This is a genomic window from Pseudomonas sp. AC016, assembly GCF_979253365.1.
The window spans coordinates 392309-409701 of record NZ_CEEDCC010000001.1 but is presented as its reverse complement, the minus strand read 5'-3'; the positions used below and the strand labels follow the sequence as shown (position 1 = coordinate 409701).

Here is a 17393-nt window from a genome sequence, read left to right as displayed (position 1 = left end):
CATTGCGGTGGTGAGCAGCTCGTCGCCGGATTGCCCGGCGACGGTTTGACGTTGCTGCGGATTATTCGTCGTAACCCAGGTTTGGCGCCAGCCAGCGCTCGGTCACGCTGAGGTCCTGACCTTTACGGGCGGTGTAGCTCTCGATCTGATCCTTGTCGATCTTGCCGACCGCGAAGTACTGCGCCTGAGGGTGGGCAAAGTACCAGCCGCTGACCGCTGCTGCCGGGAACATGGCGTAGTGCTCGGTCAGGAACACGCCGCTGCGGCCAGGGGTGTGCTCGGGCGTGCCTTCCGGCAGCGGGTCCAGCAACGCGAACAGCGTACCTTTTTCGGTGTGATCCGGGCACGCCGGATAGCCTGGCGCCGGGCGAATGCCCATGTACTGCTCTTTGATAAGGGCTTCGTTGTCCAGCGCTTCGTCCTTTGCGTAACCCCAGTAATCCTTGCGCACCTGCTGGTGCAGCCACTCGGCACACGCTTCGGCCAGACGGTCGGCCAGGGCCTTGACCATGATCGAGTTGTAGTCGTCGCCGTTGTCCTGATAAGCCTTGGCCACTTCCTCGGCACCGATGCCTGCGGTGGTGATGAAGCCACCGATGTAGTCGGTCAGGCCGCTGCTCTTCGGCGCCACGAAGTCGGCGAGCGAGTAGTTGGGCTTGCCGTCGGGCTTGATGGTCTGCTGGCGCAGGTGATGCAGTTTTGCCAGCGGCTTGCCGTCTTCGCCATAGACTTCCAGATCATCGTGATCAACCTGATTGGCAGGCCAGAAGCCGAACACGGCACGGGCGCTGATCAGTTTTTCGTCGATCAGCTTGCGCAGTATCTGCTGAGCATCGGCGAACAGCGCAGTGGCGGCCTCGCCAACCACTTCGTCGGTCAGGATGCGCGGGTATTTGCCGGCCAGATCCCAGGAGATGAAGAACGGCGTCCAGTCGATATAGTCGGCGAGCACGTTCAGGTCGATGTCGTTCAGTACCCGGGTGCCGGTGAAGGTCGGCCGGGCAGGGGTGTAGTGTTCCCAGTCGAACTGCGGCTTTTTCGCCACGGCAGCGCCGTAGCTCAGGCGTTCGGTGCGCGAACTGCGTGCCGAGGTGCGCTCGCGCACTTCGATGTATTCCAGGCGCGTCTTCTCGATGAAGGCGGGCTTCAACTCCTTGGACAGCAGTTGAGTGGCAACGCCCACGGCACGCGATGCGTCGGTCACGTAGATGACTGCGTCATTGCTGTACTTGGGTTCGATCTTGACCGCAGTGTGGGCCTTGGACGTGGTTGCGCCACCGATCATCAGTGGCAGGTGGAAGTCCTGACGCTGCATTTCCCGGGCGACATGCACCATTTCGTCCAGCGAAGGCGTGATCAGGCCGGACAGGCCGATGATGTCGCATTTCTCTTCGCGGGCCACCTGGAGGATTTTCTCCGCAGGCACCATCACGCCCAGGTCGACGATGTCATAGCCGTTACAGCCCAGCACCACGCCGACGATGTTCTTGCCGATGTCGTGTACGTCGCCTTTGACCGTGGCCATCAGGATCTTGCCCTTGGCCTCCGGTTTATCGCCTTTTTCCAGCTCGATGAAGGGGATCAGGTGCGCTACGGCCTGTTTCATCACGCGGGCGGATTTGACCACCTGGGGCAGGAACATCTTGCCGGAACCGAACAGGTCGCCGACCACGTTCATGCCAGACATCAACGGGCCTTCGATCACTTCGATAGGGCGGTTGAACGACTGACGCGACTCTTCGGTGTCCTCGACGATGTGGGTGGTAATACCCTTGACCAGCGCATGCTCCAGGCGCTGATTGACTGGCCAGCTGCGCCATTCTTCGGTTTCGGCTTCCTTGACGCTGCCATCGCCCTTGAACTTGTCGGCAATCGCCAGCAACGCATCGGTGCCTTCGGGATTGCGGTTGAGCACCACGTCTTCCACGCAGTCGCGCAGTTCGGCCGGGATCTGGTCATAGATTTCCAACTGACCGGCGTTGACGATGCCCATGCTCAGGCCGTTGCGGATCGCGTGCAGCAAGAACACTGAGTGAATCGCCTCGCGCACCGGGTTGTTGCCCCGGAACGAGAACGATACGTTGGACACACCGCCGGAGGTCAGCGCATACGGCAGCTCGTCGCGGATGTAGGCGCAGGCGTTGATGAAGTCTACGGCGTAGTTGTTGTGCTCTTCGATGCCGGTAGCAATGGCGAAGATGTTCGGGTCGAAGATGATGTCTTCCGGCGGAAAACCCACTTCATTGACCAGAATGTCGTAGGAGCGTTTGCAGATTTCCTTCTTGCGCGCCTCGGTGTCGGCCTGGCCCTGTTCGTCGAACGCCATGACCACTACCGCCGCGCCGTAACGCTTGCAGAGTCTGGCGTGGTGAATGAACTGCTCGACGCCTTCCTTCATGCTGATGGAGTTGACGATGCCCTTGCCCTGGATGCATTTGAGGCCCGCTTCGATCACTTCCCATTTCGAGGAATCGATCATGATCGGCACACGGGAAATGTCCGGTTCGCCCGCGATCAGGTTGAGGAAGGTCACCATGGCCTTCTTCGAGTCCAGCATCCCTTCGTCCATGTTGATGTCGATCACCTGCGCACCGGCCTCGACCTGCTGCAGGGCGACTTCCAGTGCTTCGGTGTAGTTGTCTTCACGGATCAGGCGGGCGAAGCGGGCGGAACCGGTGATGTTGGTGCGCTCGCCGACGTTGACGAACAGCGACTGGCGATCAATGGTGAACGGCTCGAGCCCCGACAGACGACAAGCCTTGGGAATGTCCGGGATCTGACGCGGCGCATAGCCGGAGACGGCCTGGGCGATGGCCTTGATGTGCGCGGGCGTGGTGCCGCAGCAGCCGCCGACGATGTTCAGGAACCCGCTTTCGGCGAATTCCTCAATGATTTTTGCAGTCTGGCTCGGCAGCTCGTCGTATTCGCCGAAGGCATTGGGAAGACCGGCGTTCGGGTGCGCGGACACATGGGTGTTGGCCTTGTTGGCCAGTTCCTGCAGATAAGGACGCAGTTCGCTGGCGCCCAGTGCGCAGTTCAGACCCACCGAGATCGGCTTGGCGTGGCTGATGGAGTTCCAGAACGCTTCGGTGGTCTGGCCGGACAAGGTACGGCCAGAGGCGTCGGTGATGGTGCCGGAAATCATGATCGGCAGCTCGAAGCCCAGTTCCTCGAACACACCTTGCACGGCGAAAATCGCGGCCTTGGCGTTGAGGGTGTCGAAAATGGTTTCGATCAGGATCAGGTCCGCGCCGCCCTCGATCAGGCCGCGCGTGGCTTCGGTGTAGTTTTCCACCAGTTCATCGAAGGTGACGTTGCGGTAGCCAGGATTGTTGACGTCAGGCGACAACGAGCAGGTCCGGCTGGTCGGGCCGAGCACGCCTGCGACAAAGCGCGGCTTGTCCGGGGTTTCCAGGGTCTTGGCATCCGCGACCTTGCGCGCCAGGCGAGCGCCTTCGACGTTCAGCTCATAAACGATGGATTCCATGCCGTAATCGGCCTGGGACACCTGAGTTGCGTTGAAGGTATTGGTCTCTAGAATGTCGGCCCCGGCGTCCAGGTATTCCTTCTCGATGGCGCCAATCACGTCCGGACGGGTCAGGATCAACAGGTCGTTGTTACCCTTGACGTCGCTCGGCCAGTCGGCGAAACGCTTGCCACGGTAGTCCTGCTCTTCAAGTCTGTAGCTCTGGATCATCGTGCCCATGCCGCCATCGAGGATCAGGATCCTCTGTTTCAGAGCATTGATGAAGGCTTGATGGCGGGCGCTACGGTCGGACATGAGGGCTACCTTGAGAAGGTCGATACTTAAAGAAGGCGATAATAGCAAACCGGAACGGATTTGGTGTTGTCAGGGCTTTTGCATGAAAATCGTTCATGTTGAGGCGGTGTACAGCCTTGTAGAATCATCGGCTTTTACTCTCAGAGCCCGGTTTCCATGCCGCATCGCTTGCTGGCAGGTATTGTCCTGCTCTTTTCCTGCTGCGTGCTTCAGGCCCAGACGCCGCCTCCGGTCTCGTCGCCTGCCATTTCCTACGTGCGGGATATTCAACCGATCCTCACCGAAAAGTGCGTGGCCTGTCATGCCTGCAACGACGCGCCTTGTCAGCTGAATCTGGGCGGTGGCGAGGGCGTCAGTCGCGGCGCCAGCAAGATACCGGTCTATCAGGGTGAGCGCACCGAGGCCGCCGCGCCGACCCGTCTGTTCTATGACGCTCGCGACACCGACGCGTGGCGCGGCAAGGGCTTCTATTCTGTGCTGGATGCACAGGGCAGTCAGGCGTCGCTGATGGCGCGCATGCTGGAGCTCGGACGCAGTGCGCCGTTGCCTGCCAACAGCAAGATTCCGGACAACATTGCACTGGGCATCAATCGTGAAAACGTCTGCCCGCTGCCCGGCGAGTTCAACGCCTATGCGGCTGCGCACGCCCAGCAGGGCATGCCGCTTGCGGTCGCAGGGCTGACCGACGCCGAATACCAGACGCTGCAGCGCTGGTTGGCGGCAGGCGCCCCGGTCGAGTCGCAGGCGCTGACGCCGACGGTCACCGAGGCAAGTCAGATTCTTGCATGGGAAAACCTGCTCAATCAGCCCGGTGCCAATCAGGCGCTGGTCGGTCGCTGGCTGTTCGAGCATCTGTTTCTGGCCCACATCTACTTTGAAGACGGCGCGGCGGGGCATTTCTATCAGTGGGTGCGCTCACGAACACCGACCGGCAAGCCGGTTGACCTGATTGCCACGCGGCGCCCCAACGATGATCCGGGCAGTAACTTCTACTACCGTCTGGTGCCGGTGCAGGGCGTGATCGTCCACAAGACCCATATCACCTACGTGTTGAGCCCGCAGAAAATGGCTCGGGTCAAGCAACTGTTCTACGCCAACGACTGGAAGGTCAACGCCTTGCCCGGCTACGGACCGGGACATCGGGCCAATCCATTTCAGACCTTCGAGGCCATTCCGGCTGAGGCGCGTTATGAGTTCATGCTCGATAACGCCGAGTACTTCGTGCGCACCTTCATTCGTGGCCCGGTCTGTCGTGGGCAGATCGCTACCGACGTGATCCGCGACCAGTTCTGGGTCATGTTCCAGGAACCCGGACACGACCGTTACGTGACCGATGCGGTTTACCGCGGCGAGGCGACGCCGTTACTGGCCATGCCAGGACAGAACGATAACGTGGGCAGTGTGCTGAGCCTCTGGCTGTCCTATCGGGATCGTCGCAATGCCTACGAAAACCTGCGGCGCGACACCTACGCGAAGAAACCGCCACCGGGCTGGGGCGATCTGTGGACCGGCAATGACAACGCACTGTTGACCGTCTTCCGCCATTTCGACAGTGCTTCGGTGACCAAGGGGCTGATCGGCGATGTGCCACATTCGATGTGGCTGTTCGATTACCCGTTGCTGGAGCGCACCTATTATCAGTTGGCGGTCAATTTCGATGTCTATGGCAATGTCTCGCATCAGGCCCAGACGCGGCTGTATTTCGACCTGATCCGCAACGGCGCGGAAATCAACTTCCTGCGCCTGATGCCTGCCGACCTGCGCGAAGGTCTGCTCGGTGATCTGTATCAGGACAGCGGCAAGGTCAAGATGTGGCTGGATTATCAGGACATTGATGACGACACGCCCACAGGCATCGGTCTGGACAAGAAAAGCCCGGTACGTGACTTCGCCAACAAGCTGATCCAGCGCGTCGGCCCCCTCAATGCCTCGCCCGATCCGATCAATCGCTGTGATGGCGCGTTTTGTTCGCGTCCTGGCCTGAGCAGCAGCTATGCCCAGGCGGAGCAGGCGCTCAGCCGGTTGACCTCGCGTCCCGCAGCGGGGCTCAAGGTTATTGACCTGCTGCCGGAAGCGACGATGCTGCGTATCGAGGACGGCACCGGAAAGCGGGAGATGTACAGCATGTTGCGCAATCGTGCGCATACCAACGTGGCGTTCTTGCTGGGTGAGTCCTACCGCTATATTCCGGGGCTGGACACGCTGAGCATTTATCCCGGTGTGCTCAGCAGTTACCCAAACTTCATGTTCAACGTGCCGGCTGCCGAAGTGTCAGCGTTCGTCGATGCGATGCAGCAGAGCAAGGATCAGGCGAGCTTTGAACAGATCGTCCAGCGCTGGGGCATCCGGCGGACGCATCCGCTGTTCTGGACGTACTTCCACGACCTGAACCGCTATCTTCAGGAAACTGCGCCGCGTGAATCGGCGGTGCTCGACATGAACCGCTACGAAAACCTCTGAATCTGTACGTTTCCGCCTGCAGGCCATGAGATATATGGCCTGCGGCCATCTCTGCAAACCTGAACGAATCCCGTTTTCTACGATCTTTTTTTCAAAAATGCGGTCCGAGGGGGGCGCGCCATGGAACCTGTCGCTGACGCGAGCCCGGGTTGCTGGTTGAGTTGAAAGTCAGGCAGTAGAGGTTTTTTGAATGTTGATTTCGGTACAGGCCCTGCGGGCGTTTGCAGCATGGGTGGTGGTATGTCATCACTTCATGCAGATTTTTTACGACTTCAAGGCCAGTGGTCCCATTGGCGAATTCTTTGTCTCCAAAGGCGCCGTCGGCGTCGATATCTTTTTCGTGATCAGCGGATTGGTGATCTTCCTTTCTACCCAGAAAAGCGACATGCCCGCTGGTCGTTTCATACTGCATCGTCTGATTCGTATCGTCCCTGCGTACTGGCTTTATACCGCCGCCATGGCGCTGTTGCTGCTGGCTGCGGCGCCCATGTTGCCGCATCAGGTCATCGGCTGGCAGAACTTCATGCTGTCGCTGATCTTCATTCCCTCCGAAAATCCCGGCGGTTACGGCTTGTACCCCACGCTGAACGTTGGCTGGACGCTCAACTACGAAATGTTCTTCTACCTGCTGTTCAGCATGGTGTTCCTGTTCAAGCAGCGTCACCGGCCACTGATCATCGCAGCGGCGCTGTTTGGTGTCAGTGAGGTGCTGGCGCGTGCGGGGGTGATCAGCCGCTTCTACGGCAACGACATTATTTACGAGTTTCTGCTGGGTATCGGCATCGGCATTCTGTATCGCCGTGGCTGGATCAAGGAGGCGCTCTGGCTGCCGTTGGCGGGCATCGCGGTCGGTCTGTACGCCATCAATCACCTGACCAATGACCAGCGCCTGCTGAACTGGGGACTGCCCAGCGCACTGATTGTGTTGTCCTGTATTTCGTTGGAACCTTACTTCCGTGGCAGCCGACTGCTCAAGGTACTCGGCGATTGCTCGTATTCGGTGTACCTGCTGCATGTGCTGGTGCTGTACGGCGGCCTGCTGATGGCGCAGCGCTATGGACTGAGTCCCTATCTGGTGTTCGCGTTCTGTGTGCCGGTCATCGCCATTGGCGCATGGCTGAGTTATGAGTGGATCGAGAAGGGGATGTATCGTCGTCTCAAGGACTGGCTGGACGCGCGCCGCGCCGTACAGCCCGCCAGGGCGCTTTCCTGATGGGTCCATTTCCGACGGGCTCTTTTCCGACAAGAATACTAGGACTTTGTGCGGCGCACTCGATTGGCGTAAACTGCTGGCACGTCTGCGAGGAACTTTCATGACCGCTATCACTATTACCGATGCCGCCCACGATTATCTGGCCGATCTGCTGGAAAAGCAGAACACCCCGGGCATCGGCATCCGCGTGTTTATTACCCAACCTGGCACTCAGTACGCCGAAACCTGCATCGCCTATTGCAAGCCGGGCGAAGAAAAGCCGGAAGACAAGGCGATTGGCCTGAAGAGCTTCACGGCCTGGATCGACGGTTTCAGCGAAGCCTTTCTGGACGACGCTGTCGTCGATTACGCCACCGACCGTATGGGCGGCCAACTGACCATCAAGGCACCTAACGCCAAGGTGCCGATGGTTAACGCCGACAGTCCGATCAACGAGCGGATCAACTACTACCTGCAAACCGAAATCAATCCGGGGCTCGCCAGCCACGGCGGTCAGGTTACGTTGATCGATGTGGTCGAGGAAGACACCCAGAACATCGCTGTTCTGCAGTTCGGCGGCGGTTGCCAGGGCTGCGGTCAGGCCGATGTCACCCTGAAGGAAGGCATCGAACGTACCCTGCTGGAGCGTATTCCAGAGCTGTCGGGTGTGCGCGATGTGACCGACCATACCCAGAAAGAAAACGCTTACTACTAAGCCGTTCCTTTCCCGGAAAACGCCCTGACCTGTTCAGGGCGTTTTTGTTTCTGGCGAGTGCATCTCCCTCAAGATTTTGTATGAAGTTGTACGCTCGTCCCTTCAGTTTTCGTTTTCCATGACGATCTAGTGGCAATGGGCCAAAGGAGGTGGCTGTCAACGTCTGAAGAGTGAGTAATCAATGTCCTTTTTTCCTTTCTGGCGCCGCGATCGTGTTGCGCTGAAACAGCTGATTTCGGCCATCGTGAGTGGCGGCAAGCCAAATGTCGCAGGCTGCGCCGAAGCCGCAAGCGTGACTGAAGCCTGGAACCACATCGAAACAACCAACCTGCAGACGCAGGATCGCATCCGTTCGCTGGAGATTGAACTCGAGCAGGCTCGGCTTATGCTGGGAGAGGCTGCGACGAGCGCTGCTGCGTATGAAACCCGATTCGATCTGGTGAATCTCGCTTCCAGTGAGGGGCTTTGGGACATGGAGGTCGTGGCGGGCGATCCTGTGAATCCGAAGAATCGGTTCTGGTGGTCTCAGCAGCTGCGCACCCTGTTGGGATTCAACGACGAACGCGACTTTCCCAATGTGCTGGCGAGCTGGGCGGACCGACTTCATCCGGAAGACAAGCAAGCCACGCTGGATGCGTTCGCACGGCACCTTAACGACAAGACCGGCCGTACGCCCTACAAGGTCAAAAATCGCCTCGCCATGAAGAATGGCACCTACCGCTGGTTTTATGCGCAAGGCGAAACGCTGCGCGACGCCCATGGCGTTCCGCTGCGTGTGGCAGGGTCACTGCGAGACATTCAGGACGAGCTCGAACGCGACCGCGCTCACGACGTCATCATCACCCGTTTCGAACTGGCGCGTGAAATGCTCTCTGATGGTCTGTGGGACATGGAGGTTATCGCTGGTGATCCGGTCAATCCTCGAAACCCCTTCTGGTGGTCGCCCCAGTTCAGAAGGCTTCTGGGCTTCGAGACTGTTGAAGAGTTCCCCGATGTGCTGGACAGCTGGGCGTCCAGGCTGCATCCCGAGGACAAGGAGCGCAGCCTCAATTCTTTTGGAGCTCACCTGAACGATCGCAGCGGCAAGACGCCGTTCGACATCGAGTACCGATTGAAGATGAAGAGCGGAGAGTATCGCTGGTTCAGGGCCCGTGGGCAGACCAAACGCGATGCGACTGGCGCGCCACTTCGCGTGGTGGGTGCTTTGGTTGATGTGCATGTTCTGCATGAGCAGGAGTCGCTTCGTGAGGCGGAATCCCAGCATCAGCGCAATCTGGAGGAAAACCTGGCGCAGCTTTCCCAGATCGTCAGCACCATCCAGAGCATTGCGAGCCAGACCAATCTGCTGGCGTTGAACGCTGCCATCGAAGCGGCGCGGGCCGGTGAAGCAGGGCGCGGGTTTGCAGTGGTCGCTGACGAAGTGCGCAAGCTCGCGACCCGAACCACGGATGCGACCCAGCAAGCCGTCAGCATGATGGGCCGATAAGCCTTTCTCCAGGTCTGTCATCAGCAGCGTGCGGCCATGAGCTCTCAAGGCCGCCGCTTCGGCGGATTTTCTGGCTTTCAGGCAGGCTGCTGAATGGATGGCGACTCATCGAGGGTGACCAGCACAGCCCCTTCGTTGACCATGTCGCCCTCGCGGCAGTGCAGCGCCGTGACCACGCCAGCGGTTGCTGCGCGGATGCTGTGTTCCATTTTCATGGCCTCCAGCACCACCAGCAGCGTTCCGGCTTCGACAGACTGCCCGGACTCCACAAGCACTCGAACAATGCTGCCGTTCATGGGAGCTGTCAGGCCGCCGTGCAGGTTATCGCTCAGTCCGGCCTGGGCGATCGGGTCTGAGCGAGTGACCGTGAAGGGCTCACCGTGCCATTTCAGATACAGGCTGGCACCCCGACGAATCGCCAGATGCTGAAGCCTGACACCGTCGGTTTCGACACTCAGCGTCTCTGAACCCAACCGATACCGTGATTCGCTGTCATTGCGCAGCCGAACCCTTTTGCGGTCGCCATTGCACTCCAGATGCAGGTCGATTTCAGCCGGCATACCTGCGCGAAAGCCGGAGTGAGTGTTCCAGGGTGAGGTGGGGTCATCTTCGCGGAGGCGTTCGGGTTCGCTCTGCCTGAAGGCTTCTGCAGCGGCTTGCCAGAACTCCTCGGACAGCGGGCATTGTTCGGGCAGCAACTGAGCCTGATAGCGGGGGATGAACCCAGTGTCCAGTTCGGCAGCGGCGAAGGCCGGGTGCGCGATGATCCGGCGCAGGAACGTCAGGTTGGTCCTGACGCCGCCGACGGCAAACTCATCGAGCATGCCGAGCAGGCGCAGGCGCGCTTCCTCACGGTTTTTACCCCAGGCGATCAGCTTGCCGAGCATTGGGTCGTAGAACGGCGAGATGCTGTCGCCTTCGCAGACGCCGCTGTCTACGCGGCGTCCGAAGCCGGGTGTCGATTCTCGATACAGCTCGAGCTTTCCGGTCGCGGGCAGAAAATCATTGGCCGGGTCTTCGGCGTACAGCCGTACCTCGATGGCGTGGCCGATGAGCGGAACCTGCGCCTGGCTGATGGGCAGCGGTTCACCGCGTGCCACGCGGATCTGCCATTCCACCAGATCGAGGCCGGTGATGTATTCGGTGACCGGGTGTTCGACCTGCAGGCGGGTGTTCATCTCCATGAAGAAGAACTCGCCGCGTGCATCCAGCAGAAACTCCACGGTGCCCGCACCCACATAACCGATGGCTTGCGCCGCCTTGACCGCCGCTTCACCCATGGCCCGCCGCAGCTCGGGCGAAAGGCCGGGGGCGGGCGCTTCCTCGACGACTTTCTGGTGACGACGCTGAATCGAGCAGTCGCGTTCGTTCAGGTACAGGCAATGGCCGTGTTGATCGGCAAACACCTGAATCTCCACATGCCGTGGCTCAAGCACATATTTTTCGACCAGCATGCGCGAGTCGCCAAAAGAGGACAAAGCCTCACGCTGGGCAGAGGCCAGGGCTTCGGCCAGTTCGCTGTCCTGCTCGACCACCTTCATGCCCTTGCCGCCACCACCAGCTGTGGCTTTGAGCAGGACCGGGTAACCGATACGCTCTGCCGCGGCGCGAAAGGTCTCGATGTCCTGTGCAGCACCGTGATAGCCCGGCACCAGTGGCACGCCTGCGTCTTCCATCAGGGACTTGGCCGCCGACTTGCTGCCCATGGCGTCGATGGCCGAGGCGGGCGGGCCGAGAAAGATCAGCCCGGCGTTTTCGATGGCACGGGCAAAGTCGGCGTTTTCCGATAGGAAACCGTAGCCGGGGTGAATTGCCTGGGCTCCGCTGGTCTTGGCGGCGGCGATGAGCTTGTCGATCATCAGGTAGCTTTCCGAGGCCTTGCTGCCGCCCAGATCGACGCAGATGTCGGCTTCGCGACTGTGACGTGCGTCCCGGTCTGTTGCGCTGTGTACGGCAACGGTGGTCAGACCCATTTTCTTTGCCGTGCGCATGATGCGACAGGCAATTTCGCCCCGGTTGGCGACCAGCAGTGTGGTCAGTTCAATATGGCTCATGACTGCGAGTCCTTTTTGTCCGAGGCGCTGTCATCGGCCTGCGCCTGCCAGCCGGGCGAACGCTTGTTCAGGAAGGCGCGCAGACCTTCCTGTCCTTCGGCACTGGTGCGGATGCGCGCGATGGCGCTTTCGCAGTAACGACGCAGGGCAGGAGTCAGTTCGCCGCTGCCAACCTCGCGCAGCAGATCCTTGCTGGCGCGCATGGCCTGGGGGCTGTTCAGCAGCAGGTTGTCGACCCAGAGGGCGGTTTGCTCGTCCAGCGCTGCCAGCGGGTAGTGTTCGGCAATCAAGCCGATCTGCTGCGCGCGCTGGGCACTGAAGCGCTCCGCTGTCAGCGCATAACGCCTTGCGGCGCGTTCACCGATGGCTTGAACCACGAACGGACTGATGACCGCGGGCGCCAGGCCGATGCGCACTTCGGACAGGCAGAATTGCGCATCGTCGGCGGCGATTGCCATGTCGCAGCAACTGATCAGGCCCAGTGCGCCGCCGAAGGCTGCACCTTGCACCACGGCCAGCGTAGGAATCTTCAGCTTGGCGAGGTTGTACATCAGCTCGGCCAGTTCCCGGGCGTCGTCCAGGTTGGTGTTGTAGTCCAGCTCTGCGGCCTGTTGCATCCAGGCCAGATCGGCACCAGCGCTGAAATGCTTGCCGCGACCGCGCACCAGCAAAAAACGCAAGGCTGGTTTGCTCTGGACCTCGTCCAGCGCCAGGATCAGTTCGCGGATCATCTGCGCGTTGAAGGCGTTGTTCTTGTCCGGCCGGTTCAGCCACAGCGTGGCGAAGCCGCGTGGGTCGTCGATCAGTTCTATTGTCGCGAAGGCAGTCATGGTCATTTCCCGGCTTACATTCGGAACAGGCCGAACGTGGTGGGTTCGATAGGGGCGTTGAGCGAAGCGGAGAGGGCCAACGCAAGAATGTCCCGGGTCTGCGCCGGGTCAATCACGCCGTCGTCCCACAGGCGGGCGCTGGAATAGTACGGGTGGCCCTGATGCTCGTATTGATCGAGGATCGGCTGTTTCAGCTCGGCCTGCTGCTGCGCACTGAACGCCTGGCCGCTGCGTTCGGCCTGTTCGCACTTGACCTGCACCAGCACGCCAGCGGCCTGCTCGCCGCCCATCACGCCGATTCTGGCGTTGGGCCACATCCACAAAAAACGCGGATCGTAGGCGCGGCCACACATGCCGTAATTGCCCGCACCGAAACTGCCGCCAATGATCACGGTGAATTTCGGCACCCGCGCACAAGCAACAGCCGTCACCAGCTTGGCGCCATGCTTGGCGATGCCGCCTGCTTCGTATTTCTGACCGACCATGAAGCCGGTGATGTTCTGCAGGAAGAGCAGGGGAATGCCGCGCTGGCAGGCCAGTTCGATGAAATGCGCGCCTTTCTGCGCGGCCTCGGCGAACAAAATGCCGTTGTTGGCCAGGATCGCGACCGGATAGCCTTTCAAATGGGCGAAGCCGCACACCAGTGTGGTGCCGAACAGCGCCTTGAACTCATCGAACACCGACCCATCCACCAGCCGGGCGATGACATCACGCACGTCGAACGGTTGCTTGGTGTCGGTCGGGATGATGCCGTACAGCTCGTCGCTGGCGTACAGCGGGTCAATGGGCGTCTGTACATTAAGCTGACCCTGCTTGCGCCAGTTCAGATTCGCGATGCAGCGCCGCGCCAGTGCCAATGCGTGTTCATCGCTGTCAGCGTAATGGTCTGCGACGCCCGAGGTCCGGCAATGCACGTCGGCACCGCCCAGGTCTTCGGCGCTGACCACTTCGCCAGTGGCGGCCTTCACCAGCGGTGGACCGGCGAGAAAGATCGTTGCCTGCTCACGGACCATGATTGCCTCGTCGGCCATCGCAGGCACGTAAGCGCCGCCAGCGGTGCAGGAGCCCATGACCACGGCGATCTGGGCGATGCCCTGAGCGCTCATGTTGGCCTGATTGAAGAAGATGCGGCCAAAGTGTTCACGGTCCGGAAACACTTCGTCCTGACGCGGCAGATTGGCCCCGCCGGAATCCACCAGATAAATGCAGGGCAGGCGGTTCTGCTGGGCGATGGCCTGGGCGCGCAGATGCTTTTTGACCGTCAGTGGATAATATGAGCCGCCTTTGACGGTGGCGTCGTTGGCGACAATCATGCACTCGACACCTTCGACCCGGCCGATTCCGGCGATCACGCCCGCTGCCGGGACGTCTTCGCCGTAAACCTCGTAGGCGGCCAACTGGCCGATTTCCAGAAACGGCGAGCCAAGGTCCAGTAACTGATTGATGCGGTCACGGGGCAATAACTTGCCGCGCGACGTGTGGCGCTCCTGCGCCTTGGGACCGCCGCCTTGCTGAACCTTGCTCAGCAAGGCACGCAGTTCATGAACCTGTTCCAGCAGCGCTGCGCGATTGAGCGCGAATTGCGGGTCCCGGAGATTGATGCGGGTATGCAGAATGGCCATAAGGACTCCGGAATCAACGGGTTTCGTTGAACAGTTCGCGGCCGATCAGCATGCGGCGAATTTCGCTGGTGCCCGCACCGATCTCATAGAGTTTTGCGTCGCGCAGCAGACGGCCTGCGGGAAACTCGTTGATATAGCCGTTGCCGCCGAGGATCTGAATGGTGTCGAGTGCCATCTGGGTGGCGCGTTCAGCGCTGTAGAGGATCACGCCTGCGGCGTCCTTGCGGGTGGTTTCACCGCGATCACAGGCCTGCGCCACGGCATACAGATAGGCGCGGCTGGCGTTGAGTTGGGTGTACATGTCGGCGACCTTGCCCTGAATCAGCTGGAACTCGCCGATACTCTGGCCAAACTGTTTACGGTCATGGATGTAAGGCACCACCACGTCCATGCAGGCCTGCATGATTCCCGTCGGGCCGCCAGAGAGCACGACGCGCTCGTAATCCAGGCCGCTCATCAGCACCCGTACGCCGCCGTCGAGCGTGCCGAGCAGGTTTTCTTCGGGCACTTCCACGTCATCGAAAAACAGTTCGCAGGTGTTGGAGCCACGCATGCCGAGCTTGTCGAACTTGTTGCTGCGGGAGAAACCTTTCCAGTCGAGTTCGACGATGAACGCGCTGATGCCGTGAGCCGCCTTTTCCAGATCGGTCTTGGCATAGATCACGTAAGTGTTGGCGTCCGGCCCGTTGGTGATCCAGGTCTTGCTGCCATTGAGCACATAGCGATCGCCGCGTTTGTCGGCGCGCAGCTTCATCGACACCACATCCGAACCGGCATTGGGTTCGCTCATGGCCAGCGCACCGACGTGCTCGCCGCTGATCAGCTTCGGCAGATAACGAGCTTTCTGCTCGGGGTTGCCGTTGCGATTGATCTGGTTCACACAGAGGTTCGAGTGCGCACCATAGGAAAGCGCTACCGAGGCCGAGCCGCGGCTGATTTCTTCCATCGCCACGACATGAGCCAGATAACCGAGACCGGCGCCGCCGTATTCTTCGCTGACGGTGATACCCAGCAGACCCATGTCGCCGAACTTGCGCCACATATCAGCCGGGAACAGGTTGTCCTTGTCGATCTGTGCTGCGCGTGGGGAAAGTTCTGCGCTGACGAAGGACCGCAACTGGTCGCGCAGCATATCGATGGTTTCGCCCAGGGCGAAGTTCAGGCTGGGGTAACTCATGGGTAGCGTTCCTGTTTTATTCTTGGCGGATAGGCTATGACCTTTACGTTAACGTAAACCTGCGTCGTGGCACTGTCAATGTCGGCATTGATCGCAACAGGTAGCCAGTGGGGGTGAGGGGAATGTCGAATGCCGGAAAGCACGAAGGGGAGCCTGGGCTCCCCTTCAAGGTTTCTTCTTTATGCTCTTTTTTTGTTTTCGGGAGGCCTGTTATTGTTTTTGGCAGCCTTGCCCTTCACATCTTTTTTGAGCGATCCCTAAGCAGGACCAAAAGCAAACGTATTTTTTTGAGCGCTGATGACACTTTCATCGTATCGATCCAACCAGTCTGGTAGCCGCCTTGAGGCAGTTTTATTGCTCTCTGTCTGGTTGCGAACGGCTTGCAGGCAAGCAGTTCTGAAAAGCTATCCACTCCAAAAAAATCTGTTAGCTACGCCTCTGTACGTGTTGTTCTTGTTGTGTCAGAGCCGGTACGTATTGTTTTTATTGGGTTGCTGCGTGTTTTTTTATTTTTGTTGTACCAAAGATATAGCAGGACCCGTGCCAGTTTTACGAAGCCCTTTAAATACGGGGCTTCGGGTGTCTCGGTGCATCACGAGACCTTTGAATGGGTTGTCGATTGTTTCCGTGTTACCCGTTTGTCTCGACAGAACGCGACGGAGGGTAACACTCTGTGACAAGTTGTCGCACTTGGTTACCGACCGGTGACACGCTCAGGCAGACAGGCGCGCCCTGGCTACGCGCGAACCGTTGCTGCGCTCAAGCACGTCGCAGATCCGCTGGCCGGCCTGGATCACCTGGTCCAGATCGACTCCGGTTTCGATGCCCATGCCTTCGAGCATGTACAGCACGTCTTCGGTCGCGACGTTGCCGCTGGCGCCCTTGGCATAAGGGCAGCCACCAAGGCCCGCCACAGAGCTGTCGAACACGTGAATCCCTTCCTCAAGGCTGGCATAGATGTTCACCAGCGCCTGACCGTAGGTGTCGTGAAAGTGCCCCGCGAGCTTGCCGCGTGGGATCTGACCAGCCACGGTATTGAACAGGGCATGGGTCGCGCCGGGCGTGCCGGTGCCGATGGTGTCGCCCAGCGAAATCTCGTAGCAACCCATGGCGTGCAGTTCGTTGGCGACGGCGGCTACCTGCTCGGGGGCAATACGACCTTCATAAGGGCAGCCCAGTACGCAGGACACATAACCCCGGACGCGTAGCCCGTGCAGACGGGCTGCTTCCATGATCGGCGCGAAACGCTCCAGGCTCTCACTGATCGAGCAGTTAAGGTTGCGCTGCGAGAACGCTTCGGATGCAGCAGCGAACACCGCCACTTCCCGCACGCCAGCCGCCAGGGCGTCTTCGAAGCCTCTGAAGTTGGGTGCCAGCGCCGAATAGATAACGCCTTCACGGCGCTGGATCTGTTCGAAGACCTGCGCGGACCCGGCCATTTGCGGCACCCACTTGGGCGAGACGAAGCTGCCGACCTCGATGTGGCCCAGTCCTGCGGCGGTCAGGTCGTCCACCAGACGGACCTTGTCTGCGATGCTGATGGGGCGTGATTCGTTCTGCAGGCCATCGCGCGGACCCACTTCTACAAGGCTTACGTGCTGGGGCAGGGACGTGGGCAAAGGCATGGCGAGGCTACCTGAAGTCATAAGGTTGGAGTGGCGGTTCGATCCAGTGCCGCACGGCAGCGTTCTTCCGCCGTATCGAGTTCAAGCTGCATTTGCTGGATGTCCAGTAACTGCTGTTCGAGCTGATCACGACGTTCGGCGATCTTGCCGAGCATGGTGTGAAGTTGCTTCTGGTTATCGCCGCTGGGGTCGTATAGCGAGATCAGTTCCTTACACTCGGCCAGCGAAAAGCCGATGCGCTTGCCGCGCAGAATCAGTTTCAGCGTGACCTTGTCGCGCGCCGAATAGATGCGTTCCATACCGCGTCGCTCGGGGCAGAGCATGCCTTGTTCTTCATAGAAACGAATGGCGCGGGTGGTGATGTCCAGCTCGCGAGCGAGTTCTGAAATGCTGTAGGTCTGGCTGCTCATGGTGGGCTCAACGATAGACATAGGGCTTAACCTACGGCCTG

The 17393-nt window shown here is 59.9% G+C and carries 10 protein-coding genes and 3 pseudogenes; 6 read left to right on the top strand and 7 right to left on the bottom strand.

The annotated features are described in order from the left end of the window. Positions 1-61: 61 nt before the first annotated feature. Positions 62-3781: a methionine synthase gene (gene metH / locus AC0IXS_RS01580; protein ID WP_471823553.1), complete on the bottom strand. Its 3720-nt coding sequence runs from the start codon at positions 3779-3781 to the stop codon at positions 62-64. Between the two features lie 156 nt (positions 3782-3937). Here metH and AC0IXS_RS01575 point away from each other — a divergent pair, with 156 nt between their 5' ends. From AC0IXS_RS01575 to AC0IXS_RS01555, 5 genes and pseudogenes are all read left to right on the top strand, one after another. Beyond that, complete coding sequence (locus AC0IXS_RS01575; protein WP_471823551.1) at positions 3938-6241, top strand: fatty acid cis/trans isomerase; 2304 nt, start codon at positions 3938-3940, stop codon at positions 6239-6241. A 190-nt stretch (positions 6242-6431) separates the two neighbouring features. After that, entirely contained in the window at positions 6432-7454 is a 1023-nt protein-coding gene (locus tag AC0IXS_RS01570) for an acyltransferase family protein (protein WP_004884434.1), read from the top strand. Positions 7455-7554: 100 nt separating this feature from the next. Next, positions 7555-8148 carry a Fe-S biogenesis protein NfuA gene (nfuA, locus tag AC0IXS_RS01565; RefSeq protein ID WP_004884435.1) on the top strand — a complete coding sequence of 198 codons (594 nt, stop codon included), beginning with the start codon at positions 7555-7557 and terminating at the stop codon, positions 8146-8148. A 181-nt stretch (positions 8149-8329) separates the two neighbouring features. Then, a pseudogene (locus AC0IXS_RS01560) lies at positions 8330-9340 on the top strand (PAS domain-containing protein); the annotation flags it as partial. Between the two features lie 75 nt (positions 9341-9415). After that, positions 9416-9604 (top strand): annotated as a pseudogene (locus AC0IXS_RS01555) (methyl-accepting chemotaxis protein); the annotation flags it as partial. Between the two features lie 107 nt (positions 9605-9711). On the opposite strand, the gene AC0IXS_RS01550 reads toward AC0IXS_RS01555, so the two are convergent. The 4 genes from AC0IXS_RS01550 to AC0IXS_RS01535 are packed head-to-tail and all read right to left on the bottom strand — an operon-like array spanning position 9712 to position 15317. Then, entirely contained in the window at positions 9712-11688 is a 1977-nt protein-coding gene (locus AC0IXS_RS01550) for an acetyl-CoA carboxylase biotin carboxylase subunit (protein ID WP_471823548.1), read from the bottom strand. After that, positions 11685-12524 carry a gamma-carboxygeranoyl-CoA hydratase gene (locus tag AC0IXS_RS01545; protein WP_191954042.1) on the bottom strand — a complete coding sequence of 280 codons (840 nt, stop codon included), beginning with the start codon at positions 12522-12524 and terminating at the stop codon, positions 11685-11687. The genes AC0IXS_RS01550 and AC0IXS_RS01545 overlap by 4 nt, the downstream gene beginning before the upstream one ends. A gap of 8 nt (positions 12525-12532) precedes the next feature. Then, positions 12533-14140: a carboxyl transferase domain-containing protein gene (locus AC0IXS_RS01540; protein WP_057410269.1), complete on the bottom strand. Its 1608-nt coding sequence runs from the start codon at positions 14138-14140 to the stop codon at positions 12533-12535. A gap of 13 nt (positions 14141-14153) precedes the next feature. After that, positions 14154-15317 (bottom strand): isovaleryl-CoA dehydrogenase, encoded by a 1164-nt coding sequence (locus AC0IXS_RS01535; protein ID WP_471823546.1) that lies wholly within the window; start codon positions 15315-15317, stop codon positions 14154-14156. A gap of 122 nt (positions 15318-15439) precedes the next feature. Between AC0IXS_RS01535 and AC0IXS_RS01530 the strand changes: the two are divergent. Beyond that, a pseudogene (locus AC0IXS_RS01530) lies at positions 15440-15747 on the top strand (hypothetical protein). Positions 15748-16030: 283 nt separating this feature from the next. Here AC0IXS_RS01530 and AC0IXS_RS01525 read toward each other — a convergent pair. Then, on the bottom strand, positions 16031-16942 hold the full coding sequence (locus AC0IXS_RS01525; protein WP_032632945.1) for a hydroxymethylglutaryl-CoA lyase: 912 nt from the start codon (positions 16940-16942) through the stop codon (positions 16031-16033). Between the two features lie 17 nt (positions 16943-16959). Continuing rightward, on the bottom strand, positions 16960-17352 hold the full coding sequence (locus tag AC0IXS_RS01520; RefSeq protein ID WP_025995485.1) for a MerR family transcriptional regulator: 393 nt from the start codon (positions 17350-17352) through the stop codon (positions 16960-16962). Between the last annotated feature and the right edge of the window lie 41 nt (positions 17353-17393).